Annotated in this window: 12 protein-coding genes; 7 read left to right on the top strand and 5 right to left on the bottom strand. The window is 69.0% G+C overall.

Annotated features, from left to right (window positions below):
- Window positions 1–163: 163 nt before the first annotated feature.
- Window positions 164–400 (bottom strand): zinc-finger domain-containing protein, encoded by a 237-nt coding sequence (locus SPHPH_RS0114575; RefSeq protein ID WP_028967353.1) that lies wholly within the window; start codon window positions 398–400, stop codon window positions 164–166.
- 82 nt (window positions 401–482) lie between these two features.
- On the opposite strand from SPHPH_RS0114575, the gene SPHPH_RS0114570 reads away from it, so the two are divergent.
- The 6 genes from SPHPH_RS0114570 to SPHPH_RS0114545 all read left to right on the top strand — a co-directional run bounded on the left by SPHPH_RS0114570 (window position 483) and on the right by SPHPH_RS0114545 (window position 10,431).
- On the top strand, window positions 483–1,424 hold the full coding sequence (locus tag SPHPH_RS0114570) for an ABC transporter ATP-binding protein (RefSeq protein ID WP_028967352.1): 942 nt from the start codon (window positions 483–485) through the stop codon (window positions 1,422–1,424).
- Between the two features lie 180 nt (window positions 1,425–1,604).
- A complete protein-coding gene (locus SPHPH_RS0114565; protein ID WP_238303116.1) occupies window positions 1,605–2,534 on the top strand; it encodes a 3-keto-disaccharide hydrolase in 930 nt (309 codons plus the stop codon).
- 272 nt (window positions 2,535–2,806) lie between these two features.
- A complete protein-coding gene (gene nadB / locus SPHPH_RS0114560; RefSeq protein ID WP_028967350.1) occupies window positions 2,807–4,387 on the top strand; it encodes an L-aspartate oxidase in 1,581 nt (526 codons plus the stop codon).
- A 240-nt stretch (window positions 4,388–4,627) separates the two neighbouring features.
- Complete coding sequence (locus SPHPH_RS19895; RefSeq protein WP_051273307.1) at window positions 4,628–5,737, top strand: serine hydrolase; 1,110 nt, start codon at window positions 4,628–4,630, stop codon at window positions 5,735–5,737.
- A gap of 154 nt (window positions 5,738–5,891) precedes the next feature.
- A complete protein-coding gene (polA, locus tag SPHPH_RS0114550) occupies window positions 5,892–8,660 on the top strand; it encodes a DNA polymerase I (RefSeq protein ID WP_028967349.1) in 2,769 nt (922 codons plus the stop codon).
- A gap of 247 nt (window positions 8,661–8,907) precedes the next feature.
- A complete protein-coding gene (locus tag SPHPH_RS0114545; RefSeq protein ID WP_028967348.1) occupies window positions 8,908–10,431 on the top strand; it encodes a lipopolysaccharide biosynthesis protein in 1,524 nt (507 codons plus the stop codon).
- Window positions 10,432–10,599: 168 nt separating this feature from the next.
- Here the strand turns inward: SPHPH_RS0114545 and purH are convergent, their stop codons facing one another.
- The 4 genes from purH to SPHPH_RS0114525 form a co-directional block, all read right to left on the bottom strand.
- Complete coding sequence (purH, locus tag SPHPH_RS0114540; protein ID WP_028967347.1) at window positions 10,600–12,174, bottom strand: bifunctional phosphoribosylaminoimidazolecarboxamide formyltransferase/IMP cyclohydrolase; 1,575 nt, start codon at window positions 12,172–12,174, stop codon at window positions 10,600–10,602.
- A 111-nt stretch (window positions 12,175–12,285) separates the two neighbouring features.
- On the bottom strand, window positions 12,286–14,007 hold the full coding sequence (locus tag SPHPH_RS0114535) for a heparinase II/III family protein (protein ID WP_028967346.1): 1,722 nt from the start codon (window positions 14,005–14,007) through the stop codon (window positions 12,286–12,288).
- Complete coding sequence (gene rpe / locus SPHPH_RS0114530) at window positions 14,004–14,666, bottom strand: ribulose-phosphate 3-epimerase (protein WP_028967345.1); 663 nt, start codon at window positions 14,664–14,666, stop codon at window positions 14,004–14,006. The genes SPHPH_RS0114535 and rpe overlap by 4 nt, the downstream gene beginning before the upstream one ends.
- A gap of 28 nt (window positions 14,667–14,694) precedes the next feature.
- On the bottom strand, window positions 14,695–16,017 hold the full coding sequence (locus SPHPH_RS0114525) for an RsmB/NOP family class I SAM-dependent RNA methyltransferase (RefSeq protein WP_028967344.1): 1,323 nt from the start codon (window positions 16,015–16,017) through the stop codon (window positions 14,695–14,697).
- A gap of 93 nt (window positions 16,018–16,110) precedes the next feature.
- Here SPHPH_RS0114525 and SPHPH_RS20870 point away from each other — a divergent pair, with 93 nt between their 5' ends.
- Window positions 16,111–16,272, top strand: coding sequence for a DUF1674 domain-containing protein (locus SPHPH_RS20870; protein WP_081668641.1), 162 nt, complete (start codon window positions 16,111–16,113; stop codon window positions 16,270–16,272).
- The last annotated feature ends 198 nt before the right edge of the window (window positions 16,273–16,470 follow it).

The following is a 16,470-nucleotide window of genomic DNA, read 5'->3' as shown; positions in this document are numbered from 1 at the left end:
GGAGAGCCTTGATCCGGGGCCCCGCTTCTTCTCACCGGCAGAAGAAAGAAGCGGGATCCCGGGTCTAGCGAACTCTTCGTTGGGCGCTGAAAGATGACGCAGGGGCGCGACCGCTCCACGCATCCGCGTGCCATCACTCTGCTCTCCAAAACGGAGAGCGACGTTACTGCGGGCTGGCACCCTCGGAAATATCCGGCAGCTTGCTGTGGTCGACACCATCCGCCGGCCCGCCGATCAGCACGAAGCGGCGGTCGCAATAGCCGCAATCGACATAGCCATGCTCGTCGATCTGCAACCAGACGCGCGGATGACCGAGCGCCGCGCCGCCCGGAATGTCGGTCGCGCCATCGCAGGCGACGCGGGCGGAAGAGGTGCGGACGAGTTCGGACGGCGGGCGCATGGGCAGGCGATTAGCAAGGCGGGGGCGGCGAAACAATCCTCCGTTATTGGCTTCCGCCGTCCACGCGCCTATCGCGCCGGATATGACCGAAGCAGCGATCACGATCCGCGACCTGTGCAAGACCTACGCCGGGGTGAAGGGCGGTGCGCCGAAGCGCGCGCTGGACGGCGTGTCGTTCGACGTGCCGCGCGGCAGCATCTTCGGGCTGCTCGGCCCGAACGGCGCAGGCAAGTCGACGCTGATCAACATCCTCGCCGGGCTGGTCAACAAGACCAGCGGTGCGGCGTCGATCTGGGGCTTCGACATTGACGAACACCCGCGCAACGCCAAGGCGTCGATCGGGATCGTCAATCAGGAGATCCTGTTCGATCCGTTCTTCACGCCGGTCGAGACGCTGGAGATCCAGGCCGGGCTGTACGGTGTGCCGAAGAAGGAGCGCCGCAGCATGGAGCTGCTCCGCGCGGTGCATCTGGAGGATAAGGCCAACGCCTATGCGCGCACGCTGTCGGGGGGCATGAAGCGGCGGCTGATGGTCGCCAAGGCGATGGTCCACACGCCGCCGGTGCTGGTGCTCGACGAGCCGACCGCCGGGGTGGACATCGAGCTGCGCCAGCAATTGTGGACCTATGTCCGCAGCCTCAACGACGCCGGGGTGACGGTGGTGCTGACCACGCACTACCTCGAAGAGGCCGAGGAATTGTGCGACCGGATCGCGATCATCAACCACGGCCGCGTGATCGCCAACTCGCCGACCGCCGAATTGCTGGGGAAGGCGCAGGAGAAGATCGTCGCGGTGACGGTCGACCGCGACGTCGCGGCGCTGCCCGACAACGATTGTTTCGGGAAGGTCGCGCTGAAGGGCGCGCGGACGCTGGAGATCACCTACGCCAAGGACCGCGTCAACGCGGGCGAGGTGCTGGGCGCGATCCAGCGCGACGGCTACGGAATCGTCGACGTCAGCACCAAGGAAGCCGATCTGGAGGACGTGTTCCTCAACCTGACTCGCGCGGCGAACGCCGGCTGATCTTCCGTCGCCCCGGACTTGATCCGGGACCTCGCTTCTTTCTTCTTCGCAGCCGACCGCCACTCTCGCCACGTCATTGCGAGCGTAGCGAAGCAATCCAGAGCCCGACCTTGGTCGTAAGCCGTTGTTGCGGCTTCGCGATCCTGCGATAGCCCTCGGCAAAAGTAGCGGAGGGCACCGGTGAACATCATCCTGTTGGCGGCAGCGATCGCGCAGGCCGCGGCGCCCGCCCCGTCGCCGGTCGAGCAGGCGCGCGCGATCGTCGGCGACGCGCCCACGACCACGCAGACCCTCGTGCTCACGGACGTCCCCAAGCCGACCGGCCCGTCACGCGCCTTGTTCAACGGCCGCGACCTGTCCGGTTGGCAGCCGTGGCTCGGGTACCCCGACCCGTCGGTCACCTACCGCGACAAGCCCGGCGCGACCCCGATCGGCCGATCGCGCTCGACCAAGGGCGATTTCGCGGTCATGGCGATCGACGGCAAGCCGGCGATGTGGGTCAAGGGCGAGACATGGGGCGCGCTGGTCCATGATGCCGACCTGCGCGACTATCACCTGCGGCTCGAATATCGCTGGGGCGAGAAGCGCTGGGCGCCGCGCGCCGACCAGCCGCCCAACAACGGCCTGCTCTATCATACGCATGGCACGCCCGGGACGGTGTTTGGGACGTGGCAGCCCTCGGTCGAGTTCGAGATTATGAAGGGCTCGACCGGCATGGCGGTCGCGGTCGGGCGCGACGTGCGCATCCGCACCGCCGCCGCGCTCGACCCGTCGCTGATCTCGCCGCCGGTCCGCTACCGGATGGGCGGCACGCCGGTCGAGATCGTCAACGGCTCGCTGATCTGGAACGTCGAGAACGCGCGCGATGCCGAACGGCCGGAAGGGCAGTGGAACGTGCTCGACCTGTACGTGCTCGGCGACCGTGCGGTGCATGTCGTCAACGGCGTGCCGGTGATGGTGGTCGAGGGGCTGGCGACGGTCGGAGCCGGCGGTGTGCGCAGCCCGCTGACGCACGGGCACATCCAGTTGCAGTCCGAAGGCGCGGAGACGTGGTTCCGCAGCGTGACGGTCGAGCCGATCGACCGGCTGCCGACGGTGGTGGCGCGGTAGACCTCCTGAAGCCGATCGACGTTTTCGGCTCTCCTACCCCATCCTGTCATCCCGGACTTGATCCGGGATCCCGCTTCTGCCTCGCTCGCAGAAAGGCAGGGGGGCCCCGGATCAAGTCCGGGGCGACGGGGGAGGCAGGCGATCGGCATAGTCGAACACGCAAAATCCTGTTCCTCACGCCCCGATCTATGCCACATGATCGGCATGTACCCCGTGCCCGCCGCAACAACCCGCCAGCGTCTCAACATTCGCAACATTCGCGGGCGCGCGGCATGACGAACAGCGACGTGCTGATCGTTGGCTCCGGCGCGGCCGGGCTCACCGCCGCGCTCAACCTCGCCGATCGCTTCAAGGTCACCGTGCTCGCCAAGGGCGCCCTCAACGAAGGCTCCACCGCCTGGGCGCAGGGCGGGATCGCCGCGGTGCTCGAACCCGGCGACACGTTCGAGCATCATGTCGAGGACACGATGGTCGCCGGCGCCGGGCTCAACGACCGCGCGATCGTCGAATTCGTCGTCGAACGCGCCCCCGCCGCGATCGAACGGCTGCGCGCGCTCGGCGTGCCGTTCGCGGAGGAAAAGGGCGCGCTGCACCTGACGCGCGAGGGCGGGCATTCGCACCGCCGGATCGTCCATGTCGCCGACGCGACCGGCTGGGCAGTGCAGGAGGCGCTGCAACGCGCCGCCGAGGCGCATCCCAACATCACGCTCGTCCCCGATCAGGTCGCGATCGACCTCGCGACCAGCCGGCATGAGGAGCGCTATTCGGGCGCGGGCAACGTCTGGGGCGTCTATGCGATCGACCGGCGCAGCGGGCGCGTCGCGCTTCACACCGCGCGCGCGACGATCCTCGCCACCGGCGGGGCTGGGCGCACCTATCTGTTCTCCACCGCCCCGCGCGGCGCGACAGGCGACGGCATCGCGATGGCGTGGCGAGCCGGGGCGCGGGTCGCGAACATGGAATTCATGCAATTCCACCCGACCTGCCTCTATCATCTGGAGGTCAAGAATTTCCTGATCACCGAGGCGGTGCGCGGCGAGGGCGGGCGGCTCATCAACCCGACCACCGGCAAGCGCTTCATGCCCTATTATGATGCGGAGCGGCTGGAGCTGGCGCCGCGCGACGTGGTGGCGCGCGCGATCGACGCCGAGATCAAGCGCTACGGGCTCGATTTCGTCCATCTCGACATCAGCCATATGCCCGCCGACTTCGTGCGCGGGCATTTCCCGAACATCTACGAGAAGCTGAAGGGGCTGGGGATCGACATGACCGTCGCGCCGATCCCGGTGGTGCCGGCGCAGCATTATACCTGCGGCGGGATCATGGTCGATCGCGACGGGCGCACCGATTTGCCCGGCCTCTATGCGGCGGGGGAGTGCACGCAATCGGGGCTGCACGGCGCGAACCGGCTGGCGTCGAACTCGCTGCTCGAATGTTTCGTCTTCGGCGAGGCGGCGGCGCGCGACATCGCGGAACGCTGGGACAACTTGCCCGCGGTCCCCGCCATCCGTGCATGGGACGAAAGCCGCGTGACCGATTCCGACGAGGAAGTGGTCATCAAGCAGAACTGGACCGAGATCCGCCGCTTCATGTGGAATTATGTCGGGATCGTCCGCACCACCAAGCGGCTGGAGCGCGCCCGTCACCGCATCGACCTGCTCCGCTCCGAGATCGAGGATTATTACGGGCATTTCCGCGTCACCCCCGATCTGATCGAGCTGCGCAACCTGCTCCAGACCGCCGACCTGATCGTCCGCTCGGCGCTGCACCGGCATGAGAGCCGCGGGCTGCATTACACGCTCGACTATCCCGAACTGAGCGATCCCCCGGTCGATACAGTGCTGGTGCCGTGAGCCTCAGGTCTGATCAACCCGAACACCCTCTTGTACGTCGCCCCGGATCAAGTCCGGCATGACGGAGGAACAAGGTCATCGTCGAGCACTGATTGGTCATCGGGAATCAGGCGGTTGAGCAACCCCGACTCGACTCGTCGTGCGCTGGCTGGCGGTCGTCGCAAGCGCGAGTCGCAGGGGTTTGCGCCCGAGGGCTCGACCGGCACACCGGCGGATCAGGCAGGGGTGACGGCGGCGGACATGGGAAAGACGACATTCGCGCACCGGGCGACGGTGATCGGCTGGTCGCTGCTGATCGCCGGCTGCGGCGCGGGGGCGGGGTCGACGCTGATCCCGGCCGCGCCACCGCCGCCGATCGTCTCGGTCGCGGTCCCGCCGCCTGCACCGCCGCGGCCCAAGTCGGCGCCGCGCGCGTTGCAGCAACGGGTGACGCAGCTGATCCGCAGCTTCCCCGGCAAGGCCGGCGCGGCGATCCAGGCGGTCGACGAGGACTGGATCGTGTCGGAGGGCGGTGCGCTCTATCTGCCGCAGCAGAGCGTCAGCAAATTGTGGGTCGCGATGACCGTGCTGGGGCAACGCGACGCCGGGCGGTTGAAGCTCGACGATCCGGTGCTGGTCACGCGCGACGATCTGACGCTGTTCCATCAGCCGATCGCTGGGCTGGTGACGGGCGAGGGTTACCGCACCACCGTCACCGGATTGCTGACCCGTGCGCTGACGCAGAGCGACAATACCGCCAACGACCGGCTGCTGACCTATGTCGGCGGCCCGGCGGCGGTGCGGCGCTTTCTCGCGGAGAAGCATATCTCCGGCATCCGCTTCGGCCCGGGCGAACGCCTGCTCCAGAGCGGTACGGCGGGGGTGACGTGGAACCAGTCGATGGCGATGGGGCGCGGGTTCGAGGCGGCGCGCGCGCGGCTCGATCCCGAGGTGCGCCGCGCCGCGCTGCAACGCTATATCGACAATCCGCCCGACGGCGCGCAGCCGGCGGCGATCGTCGAGGCGCTGGCGCGGCTGGCGCGTGGCGAGTTGCTGAGCGAGACCTCGACGCGCGTGCTGCTCGACACGATGGCGAATTCGCACACCGGTCGCGCGCGGCTGAAGGCGGCGACCCCGGCGGGCTGGACGCTCGCGCATAAGACCGGGACCGGGCAGGAACTGGGCAGCCGCAACGCCGGCTTCAACGACATCGGTATCCTGACCGCGCCCGACGGGCGGCGCTATGCGATCGCGGTGCAGATCGGCGACACGACCGCGCCGATGCGCGTGCGCCAGGTGCTGATCCAGCAGGTCGCCGCCGCGCTGACCGGTGCACAGCCGCGCGCGGGCGGGGCGGACGAGTCGGAGTAGATGTGACGTCGTCATTCCCGCGAAGGCGGGAATCCAGACGCGCAGGTTTTCGTGAGAGCCGAGACGTCAGAGGTTCTGGATTTTCGCCTGCGCGGGAATGACGAACGGACGAACACCGTTCCCCCTGACCCCAATCCGTTATAGGGCAGCCGCCATGCCGCACCTCTATCTCGTCGACGGATCGGGCTATATTTTCCGGGCCTATCACCGTCTCCCGCCGCTCACCAACAAGCATGGCGAGCCGGTCGGCGCGGTCTATGGCTATACGACGATGCTGTGGAAACTGGCCGACCAGCTCCACGCCGCCGACGGGCCGACGCATATGGCGGTGGTCCTCGACAAGTCGAGCCAGACGTTCCGCAACGAGCTGTACGACCAGTATAAGGCGCATCGCCCGCCGCCGCCCGAGGATCTCGTCCCGCAGTTTCCGATGATTCGCGACGCGACGCGCGCCTTCTCGCTGCCGTGTATCGAGGAACAGGGCTGGGAAGCGGACGACCTGATCGCCAGTTATACCAAGGCGGCGCTGGCGCAGGGGTGGCAGGTGACGATCGTCAGTTCCGACAAGGACCTGATGCAGCTGATGACCGACCCGTCGGTCGACATGCTCGACACGATGAACAATCGCACGCTCGGTCCCGCCGATGTCGAGGCGAAGTTCGGGGTCGGGCCGGAGAAGCTCGGCGAGGTGCTCGCCTTGATGGGCGACAGCGTCGACAACGTTCCCGGCGTCCCGGGCGTCGGGCCGAAGACTGCCGCCAAGTTGATCCTCGAACATGGCGATGTCGAGGGCGTGCTCGCCGCGGCCGACGCGATGAAGAAGGGCAAGCTGCGCGACAATCTGATCGAGCATGCCGAAGCGGCGCGGATGAGCCGCAAGCTGGTCGAGCTGGCGTGCGACGTGCCGTTGCCGCAGCCGCTCGAGGAATTGTCGCTGGCGGACGGCATCCCCGACGCGCCGCTACGCGCGTTTCTCGACCATCACGGCTTCCGCTCGCTGCTGACGCGGCTCTGCGAGGTCGCCGATGCTCCCGTCGCCGGGGCGCCCACCGACGCGGCGTTCGACGCCGACGAGGAGCCGGCGTGCAACCACGACGGCTATGAGACGGTCACCGACGACGACGCGCTCGACCGCTGGATCACAGTCGCGCGGCATCAGGGCTGGGTGGCGATCGATACCGAAACGACCGCCAAGGACCCGATGCTCGCCGAGCTGGTCGGCGTGTCGATGGCGCTGCACCCGAATCTCGCCTGCTACGTGCCGCTGGCGCATGGCGGGAATGACATGTTCGCTGAGCGCCCGGCGCAGCTTGACCGCGATGCCGCGCTGGCCAAGCTCAAGCCGCTGTTGGAGGACCCCGGCGTCCTCAAGATCGGGCACAACCTCAAATACGATTTGGTCGTGCTGTCCCGGCTCGGGATCGACGTCGCGCCTTATGACGACACGATCGTCATGAGCTTCGCACTCGACGCCGGGCTGCACGGGCACGGCATGGACGAGCTGGCCGCGACGCACCTCTCGCACACCTGCATCGCGTACAAGGACGTGGTCGGGACCGGCAAGAAGGCGCTCGGCTTCCACGAAATCGATCTGAAGGCCGCGACGCGCTACGCCGCCGAGGATGCCGACGTGACGCTGCGGCTGTGGCGGCGCTTCACCGCGCGGCTGCCGCGCGAGGGCGGGACGCGCGTCTACCAGATGGTCGACCGCCCGCTGGTGGCGGTGATCGCGCGGATGGAGCGGCGCGGGATCAAGGTCGATCGCGAGAAGCTGGCGCAGCTGTCCGGCGAGTTCTCGACGCAGATCGCGCACCTCGAAGGCGTCGTCCACGAGCTGGCCGGCGGGCCGTTCACGATCGGCAGCCCCAAGCAGCTCGGCGACGTGCTGTTCGAGCGGCTGGGTCTCAAGGGCGGGCGCAAGGGCAAGAGCGGCGTCTATTCGACCGATGTCACCGAGCTGGAACGGCTGGCGGCCGACAAGGGATCGGCGGGGGCGGAGATCGCGACGAAGGTGCTGGAATGGCGTCAGCTCACCAAGCTGAAGAACACCTATACCGATAGCCTTCAGGAGCAGATCCACCCGCAGACCGGGCGCGTCCACACCAGCTATTCGCTGACCGGCGCGCAGACCGGGCGACTGTCGTCGACCGATCCCAACCTCCAGAACATCCCGATCCGCACAGAGACCGGGCGGCAGATCCGCGACGCATTCGTCGCGGAGCCGGGCAACGTCATCCTCGCCGCCGATTATTCGCAGATCGAACTGCGGCTGGCGGCGCATATGGCGGACGTGCCGCAGCTCAAGGAGGCGTTTGCGCGCGGCGACGACATCCACAGCCTGACCGCGCAGGAATTGTTCGGCGAGGTGACGCGCGACACACGTGCCAGCGCGAAGACGATCAACTTCGCGATCCTCTACGGCATCTCGCGCTGGGGGCTGGCGGGGCGGCTCGACATCTCCGCCGACGAGGCGCAGTCGATGATCGACCGCTACTTCGAGCGTTTCCCCGGCATCAACCGCTATATCGCCGAGACACTGACGCAGGTGCGCGAGCACGGCTTCACCGAAACCTTGTTCGGCCGCAAGACGCACTTCCCGCGCATCCGCAGCAAGGTGCAGCACGAGCGGCAGGGGGCCGAGCGCGCCGCGATCAACGCGCCGATCCAGGGGACGAGCGCCGATATCATCAAGCGCGCGATGGCGCGGATGGAGCCGGCGCTGATCGAGGCGGGGCTGCCCGATGTGAGGATGCTGTTGCAGGTCCACGACGAACTGGTGTTCGAGCTGCCCGAGGGTGACGTCGAGCGCGCACGCCCCGTGATCGAGCGCGTGATGGCAGGGGCGGCGGAACCGTCGGTGATGCTCGACGTGCCGCTGGGGGTGGAGATCGGTGTGGGGCGTAGCTGGGGGGAGGCGCATTGACCGCGCCGCTTGGCAGCCGGCCACGCCCGGCTGACTCAAGCAAGCGCGGCCGGCGGGCACAGCCCGTCCGACGACATGGCTTTGCCATGTCGCGCCTCTTCAACCCTTCCGTTCGCCTCGAGCAGCCGTCGAGCGCAGCCGAGACGGCGTGTCGAGAGGTTGCCGCCCGCGGTGTCTTATCGACAGGCGGGTTCTCGGCTGCGCTCGAACCCTGCTCGAAGCGAACGGTAGTGGATCTGGCCTCCGCATGACCGCCACCGACCAACCCGAAGACATCGCCGCTCTCGCCAAGGGCGGCCGCACCAATGTCGCCGGCTTCGTCCTGCGGCTCGGCGCGCGCATCCCGTTCCTGTTCATCGCCGGCCATATGTACGGTGCGGCGCTCGTCGGCCGCTTCGCGATCGCGGTCGTAGTTGTCGAGTTCGCCGCGCTGATCGCCACGCTGGGGCTCAAGCGCGGGCTGGCGCAGGCACTGTCCTCGACCGAGCGCCCGCACAATCACGTCGTCTTCGACGCGCTCGCGCTCGCGCTGATCGCCAGCCTGATCGCCAGCGCCCTGCTCTTCACCTTCCCGCAGGCGATGTACCCGAACTCGGCGATCGGCGGGCTCGACCGGCTCTTCCCGCTGATCATCCTCGCGCCCGCGCTGTCCGACGTCAGCCTCGCCGCGCTCGCCTATCGCCACAACGTCAAGGCCAGCGTCACTGCGCGTGCGGTGATCGAGCCGTGGACGCTGTCGATCTTCGCGTTCCTGTTTTCGTTCTTCACGCACAAGGACGGGCTGGTGCTCGCCTATGTCGCGAGCATGGTCGCGGCGCTGACCGCGAGCATCGTCCCGCTGATCCGCAGTTATGGCGTCCCGCACGGCTGGTCACCGCATGTCGGGCAATTGTGGCAGATGACCCGCGCCAACACCCCGCTCGCGGGGGCCGACGCGCTCGAATGGGGCAGTCGCAACGTCGACCGGCTGATCCTGGGCACGCTGTTCGCGCCGAGCGTGGTCGGCATCTATTATATGGCGCAGCAGGTCGCGAGCCTGCCGCAGAAGCTCAAGACCAGCTTCGACCCAATCCTGGGGCCCGTGGTGACGCAGAGCCTCGCGCGCGGCGATCTGGCGGCGATCGCGCGGCAGGTGCGGCAGGTGGCGTTCTGGATCATCGCCGCGCAGCTCGCGCTGGCGATCACCGCCTCGATCCCGCGCGAGGGGGTGATGGCGACGATCGGGCCGCAGTTCGTCGGCGGTGCGGCGCCGATGGTGTTCCTGCTGTTCGCCGAGGTGTTCGCCTCGACCGGCGCGGTCTCCGAATCGGCGCTGGTCTACATGGCGCGGCATCGCAACCTGCTGATCTCGATGACGATGATCGCGTTGCAGATCGCGCTGTCGTTCGCGCTGATCCTCGCGTTGCGGGCGGCGGGCTATGGCGTCACGACACAGGCGGCGGGTGCGCCGATCGCGTTGATGCTGGTGGTGCTGCTCACCTCGTTCATCAAGGCGGGGGTGCTGGGACGGTTGCTCGGGGCGAGCGTCTCGCCGATGCGCTGGCCGCTTGTTTGGGCGGCGTGCGCGGGCGCGGCGGTTGGCGGGGCGTTCGCGCTGCTGCCGCCGGCGTGGCGCTGGGCGCAGGTCTCGATAGGCGTCGCCGCGACGCTGGCGGCGTATCTGTTCGTGATCTGGCGCTACGCCTTCGGCCCCGAAGACCGCGCGCTGTTCAGCAAGATGCCGAGCGCGGAAGAGGCGACGCTGCCGAACGAGGGCGGGTTCATCCGGTAATAGCCGAATAGCGCCGTCGCCCCTGCGCAGGCAGGGGCCCATGTCTGTAAAGTTTGTGGCTGTCGCTTCCTCGGCCACGTCGGCTTATGTGTCAGCGTGCTGGCACACGATACAGCAATAGGCCCCTGCCTTCGCAGGGGCGACGGCGCTTCGATCAAACGGCGCCGATCAATGCCGGAAGTGGCGCATGCCGGTGAACACCATCGCCAGCCCGGCCGCATCGGCGGCGGCGATCACCTCGTCGTCGCGGATCGAGCCGCCCGGCTGGATCACCGCGGTCGCGCCCGCCTCGACCGCCGCGAGCAACCCGTCGGCGAACGGGAAGAACGCATCCGATGCCACCGCCGAGCCGATCGTGCGCGCCTCGCCCCAGCCGGCCTTGTCGGCAGCGTCCTTTGCCTTCCACGCGGCAATCCGCGCCGATTCCAGCCGGTTCATCTGCCCCGCGCCGACGCCCGCGGTGCTGCCCCCCTTGGCATAGACGATCGCGTTCGACTTGACGTGCTTGGCGACCGTCCAGGCAAACAGGCAGTCGGCCAGTTCCTGCTCGGTCGGCTGGCGCTTGGTCACGACCTTCAGGTCGGCGGGCAGCACGCGCCCGGCGTCGCGCGACTGGACCAGCCAGCCGCCCGCGATCGACTTGGCGAACAGCCCGTCGCGCGCCGGATCGGGGAGCGTGCCGGTCAGCAGCAGCCGCAGGTTCTTCTTCGCCGCGAACAGCGCCAGCGCCTCCTCGTCGGCGTCGGGGGCGACGACGACCTCGGTGAAGATGCCGGTGATCGCCTTGGCCGTCACGCCGTCGAGCGGGCGGTTGACCGCGATGATCCCGCCGAACGCGCTGACCGTGTCGCACGCGAACGCCGCCTCATACGCCTCGGCCAGCGTCGCGGCGGTCGCGACCCCGCACGGATTGGCGTGCTTGACGATCACGCAGGTCGGCGCGGCGTCGCGAAATTCGGCGATCAGTTCCAGCGCGGCATCGGCGTCGTTGTAATTGTTGTAGCTCAGCGCCTTGCCCTGCAGCTGCCGCGCCTGCCCGATCCCGGGCGTGGCGTCGCCGGTCGCGGCGTAGAAGGCGGCGTGCTGGTGAGGGTTCTCGCCGTACCGCAGCTCCTCGCCCGCGCGGCGCAGTGTCAGCGGCAGGACTGCGGGGAAGCGCTCGCCCTGGTCGACATTGCCGAACCAGCGCGCGATCGCGCCGTCATAGGCGGCGGTGGTGGCGAACGCCTTGGCGGCGAGCCGCTTGCGATCCTCCAGCGTGGTCGTGCCCTCTGCGACCAGCGCGTAATCGGCGGGATCGGTGACGATCGCGACATACGCGTGGTTCTTGGCGGCCGAGCGGACCATCGACGGTCCGCCGATATCGATATTCTCGACCACTTCGTCGCGGTCCGCGCCCTTGGCGACGGTCGCCTCGAACGGATAGAGATTGACGACGACCAGATCGATCGCCCCGATCTGATGCTCTTCCATCGACGCGGCGTGCGCGGCGTCGTCGCGCACCGCGAGCAGCCCGCCGTGGACCTTGGGGTGGAGCGTCTTGACGCGGCCGTCCATCATCTCGGGGAAGCCGGTCAGCTCGCTGATGTCGCGCACGGTCAGCCCGGCGTCGCGCAGCGCCTTGGCGGTTCCGCCGGTCGAGACGAGTTCGACGCCCTTGTTGCCAAGCGCGGTGGCGAGGTCGACGATCCCGGTCTTGTCGGAGACGGAGAGGAGCGCGCGGCGGATCGGGATGCTGGTCATGCGCGCGCGCTTACGCGGGGGAAGGGCGGGGCTCAAGCCGGTTCGTCACGTCGCACTCGTCCGTTCGCCTCGATCCCTACTCGAGGCAAACGGAGGTATGATGCCGGCCGCCTACCGCGCGCGCTTCAATACCCAGTTGACGTTCACCCCGGTCGGCGGGGCGAGACCGTGGATCACGATCTGCTGCGTCGTGAACAGCCGGCCCCAGCCGTCGACCCACACGCTGTCCTCGATCGTCAGCCGCTCGCCACGACTGCGGAAGTGCCAGAAATTGCCAGCAGACGTGCGCAGCATCGCCGCCTGATTGTCCGCGGTCGCCACCGCCTCAACCCCGGCCGCAAGGTGGAAGCGCAACAGGAACGGCGTCATCGCATCGGCGCGGCGCGGGCGAGCAGCCGACGCCGCCAGCAACGCATCCTCGCCGCGCAGCTCGCGCCCGTCGCTGAGCAGCAGCAAGGTGCGCTGGTGGTGGAAGCCGTGGCGACGGACATAGCCGTCGTGGCGCGCCTCGATCCGGCTGCCCAGTTCCGATTCCTGCCGCGTCAGCTCGACCTCGCGCACGCCCTTGCCGAGCGTGCCGTCGGGGAGGATCGCGGTCGAATTGGTGTCGCCGATCGTCAGCGTCGAATGCGCCGCGGTGCTGCGCAGCCCGGTCATCATTGCCGGCGACAACCGCGCGCCGGTGACGCCCGCGCCGCCGCAATTGACGATCAGCCGCTCGGCGCCGTCGCTGAACTCGAACGCCAGCGTCGAGGCGCAGCCACCCTCCGCGACGCGCGCCATCGGCGGCGGGGCGGCGTCGACGATAAGCACCGCCGCGCCATTGGCGAGCCGCTGATACCCCCAGTCGCGAGACTGGCGCAGCGGACGCCCGTGCGCGCCGCTCGCGATCAGCACGTCGTTCACCGCCTCGGCGTCGACCGGCAGCCCGCCCTGCCAGCTTGACAGCCCGCCGTCGCCCATCGTCGTCCCCAGCAGGGCCGGGGTCGCGAGCGACAGTGCGGTCGTCACCGGTTCCGGGAGCGGCAGGCCTCGCGCATCATAGGCCGCGCGCAGCAGCCCGATTGTCGCGAGCACATCGAGTAGCGCGGCGGGTGAGCGGCTGACCACCCCGCCATCCGCGCTCAGCCCCGTGCCCAGAGCGCGCGCCAGCCCGGTCTCGCCGATCGCCAGTCGTGTCTCGCCCGCGGGCAGTAGCAGCCCGGCGATCACCACGCCCGCCCAGGCCGCGATACGCTCGGCGCCCGGCGGGGCCTTGTCGGCGGTGCGATCGAGATGCCGCGCAGCGCGCGCGATTCCGTTGAGCACGCGCGAGCGGAAGACGAGATCGGACGAGGCGAGCAGCAGCGGCGAATGAAAGGCCCACATCGCCAGCCGCCGCGCGGTCGTCGACGGACGCCACGCCGGGTCCGACACGCGGTCGCCATGCACCGCCAGCCACCCGCCCGCCAGCGCCTCGGCCAGCGGTACCGCGCGCGTGCGATCGCCCAGCGCGGCGACGTCGCGCAGCCACGCGAAGGAATGCAGATATTCGACGAACGCCGGCCCGGCAGCCGGCGCGGCGACGTCGATCGTCTCAATCGCATGATGCTCGCCGCCCGCGAACATCCAGCCTTCGAGCATCGCCTCGCCCAGATCGCTCTCGCCGGGGATCGGATCGACCGGCACCGCGACCAGCTTGGCGGGATGCTGGCCGTCGAGTCGGCGATCGTGGAGCGGGGTACGCCACGTCAGCCGCTCGACCCACGCCGCCATACGGTCACCGAGCGACTCGCCTTGTCCGGCGGAGATAACGTGCTTTTCGGAATCGATGCCGGTGCGGTCGTCGGTCATCCGCCGCGCAGACCACGGATGTTCTCGGCGTAACGCTCCGGCCCGCCGCGGAAGGTAGCGGTGCCGGCGACCAGCGCGTCGGCGCCGGCCTCGATCGCGCGGCGCGCGGTCCCGGCGTCGATTCCGCCATCGACCTCCAGATCGATATCACGGCCCGACTGCTCGATCATTTTGCGAATCGCGGCGATCTTCTTCAGCTGGCTGTCGATGAAATGCTGCCCGCCGAAGCCGGGGTTGACGCTCATCACCAGCACCAGATCGACCATGTCGATCAGATAGTCGAGCATCTTGGCGGGGGTGCCGGGGTTGAGCACCACGCCGGCACGCTTGCCCAGCCCCTTGATATGCTGGATCGTGCGATGGATGTGCGGCCCCGCCTCAGGATGGACGGTGATCGTGTCCGCGCCCGCCTCGGCAAAGGCGTCGAGATAGATGTCGACCGGCGAAATCATCAGATGCACGTCGAACGGCTTGGTCGTGTGCGGGCGCAGCGCTTTCACCACCGCCGGGCCGATCGTGATGTTGGGAACGAAATGCCCGTCCATCACGTCGATGTGGATCCAGTCGGCGCCTGCGGCATCGATCGCGCGCACCTCCTCTCCCAGTCTGGCGAAATCGGCGGACAGGATCGAAGGGGCGATGCGAACGGGCTTGGTCATGATCCCGCCCCGTTAGCGGACGCAGCGCCTAGGCGGAAGCGCGCTCAACCCGCGCAACGAAGAACCCGTCGCATCCACCGGCCATTTCGAGCATGCCCGGCAGCGTTCGCACCCAGCCTTCGGGCTCCGGCGCGATCCCGGCGGGCAGCTCGCCGTCGATCGGCGAGCGGATCGCGAAGTCGGGATGGTCGCGCAGGAAACGCTCGATCTGCGCCTCGCCCTCCTCGGGTTCGAGCGAGCAGGTGGCGTAGACCAATGTCCCGCCGGGCGCGACCCAGCCCGCCGCGCGATCGAGGATGCGCGCCTGCAACAGCGCCATCTCCGCGACGATCCCGCCATGCGCGCGGTGGAGCACGTCGGGGTGGCGGCGGAAGATGCCGGTGGCGCTGCACGGCGCGTCGACCAGCACCGCCTGCGCAGGAGCGTCCGGCGACCATTTGAGCACGTCGGCGATCGCGATCTCGAAGGAGAGCCCGATGCGCTCCCGGTTCTCGCGAAGTCGCGCGGCGCGACTTTCGGACATTTCCACCGCGGTCACCTGCCATCCGGCGGCGGCGAGTTGCAGCGTCTTGCCGCCCGGCGCGGCGCACAGGTCGAGCGCGGAGCCGGTGCCGCGCCCGATCAGGCGGGCGGGGATCGAGGCGGCAAGGTCCTGCACCCACCACTCGCCCGCATCGAAACCGGGAAGCGCGGCGACGTCGCTGCCCGCCGCAACGCGCGCGTGGGCGGGGGCGAGCGAGGTCGCGTCGGGCAGCACCCTGGCCGCATCGGCATAGCTGAGGTCGATCGGCGGCGGCGCGGCGATCGCACGCGCCGCGGCGGCGGCGACGTCATCGCCCCAATTCGTGCGCCAGCGCTCCGCGACGGCCGCAGGCAGCGTCGGCACCTCGGGGAGTTTGGCGTCGCCGCGCATCAACGTGCCGAAGACGCCGTGGACCAGCTTGCGCGGACCGCCGTCGACCAGCGGCAGGACGGTGGCGATCGCGGCGTGCGGCGGGGTGCCGAGCCCGAGCGCCTGCGCGAGCGCGATGCGCAACGCGCTGCGCGCCTTGGCATCGTCGGGCAGGCGCTGGCGCGTCGCCGAGTCGATCAGCGCATCGAGATCGGGGAGCCAGCGCAGCGTCTCGGCGGCAATCGCGTGCGCCAGCCCGCGGTCGGGGCCGCCCGCCAGCGCGCGCGTAGCATGGGCGAGCGCCGATTCGAGCGGTTCGCCGCGCCGCAGCACCGCATCGAGCAGCCGCAACGCCGCGCGCCGCGGCGCTGTGCCGAGCGGTTCGGGGCCGCCGGGGGTGCGATCGGGACGCGCGGAACGCGGGCGGGCGGGGGAGCGGGGCGGGCGGGCGTCAGCCACGGGCGGTCTGCCGCAAGAGGCTCGGCTTGAAGGCGATCATGGCGCTGCATATGTGCCGGGGCGCACGCCGGATCAATCGGAAGGACCGAAGCGATGGGCAAGCGCCCCGACCATGTGAAGCCGCCCGCCTATCTCAGCCCCAACACGCCGGTCCCCGCGCCCGGGCCGCTGGAGCGTCCGCAGGAAGACCCGCTGGGGCGCGATCCGGTGCGCTTCGGCGACTGGGAACTGAAGGGCATCGCGGTCGACTTTTGAGCGCTTGCGTGTGTCTCCACCGTTCGTGCTGAGCCTGTCGACCGCGTGCCCGAAACACGCCCTTCGACAAGCTCAGGGCGAACGGTTGAAGATACGCCGGTCCTCTCGGAAGTCGGCGGGACTCTCAAGTCGTCGCCCCGGACTTGATCCGGGGCCCCGCTCTTTTTCTCCAACCGTGCAAGAAGAAGCGGGATCCCG

Origin of the sequence: Sphingomonas phyllosphaerae FA2 (assembly GCF_000427645.1) — a bacterium.
Taxonomy (GTDB): domain Bacteria; phylum Pseudomonadota; class Alphaproteobacteria; order Sphingomonadales; family Sphingomonadaceae; genus Sphingomonas; species Sphingomonas phyllosphaerae.
The sequence above is the reverse complement of the archived record's forward strand: the minus strand, read 5'-3'. Positions and strand labels throughout refer to the sequence as shown.